This window comes from Cereibacter changlensis JA139, from assembly GCF_003034985.1.
Taxonomy (GTDB): domain Bacteria; phylum Pseudomonadota; class Alphaproteobacteria; order Rhodobacterales; family Rhodobacteraceae; genus Cereibacter; species Cereibacter changlensis.
In genome coordinates this window covers 1-463 of the sequence record NZ_PZKG01000434.1, presented here as the reverse complement: position 1 = coordinate 463, position 463 = coordinate 1, and the positions used below count along the sequence as shown (strand labels likewise).

Here is a 463-nt window from a genome sequence, read left to right as displayed (position 1 = left end):
CTTTCTTCCTGTCCATTTTATGGCACGACCGTGCCATTCTGTGCCACGCCGATCTTAACATGTTGAAAATAGACGTTTTTCTATACCGGGGGCAGATTTTCCCTAACATTCACCTATTTATTAATAACTATCGAAGCTTTAGCTTGTTTGGCAGCTTGCTGCGTTAGGTGTGTCCCTTTCCACCAGGAGAGAGGCTTGCCGAACGACCTCCAGACGGCTCGGCTTCGCTCGCTCGCAGACGCGGGCGAAGCCTCATTCGCCCCCCGCCACAGCCCCGGATCGACCGGCAGGATCGGTCGCCCCGCCCCTCTGGATCGGTTGCGGCCAGCCCTCTCGATCCTTGCGGTGATCGCCCTGCCCGCCTCGGCCGACGCTTGGTCGACGGCCTCCAACCAGTGGTCCGGCGGTTCGTCCTTCGCGCCACGTCCCGCCCCCCAGCAGACCGCCCTGCCCGGCTCGTCCT

At 61.1% G+C, this 463-nt stretch carries 1 protein-coding gene; it reads left to right on the top strand.

The annotated features are described in order from the left end of the window. Positions 1-195: 195 nt before the first annotated feature. On the top strand, positions 196-463 hold a 268-nt coding region (locus C5F48_RS24540), incomplete at its 3' end, for a hypothetical protein (RefSeq protein ID WP_146170794.1).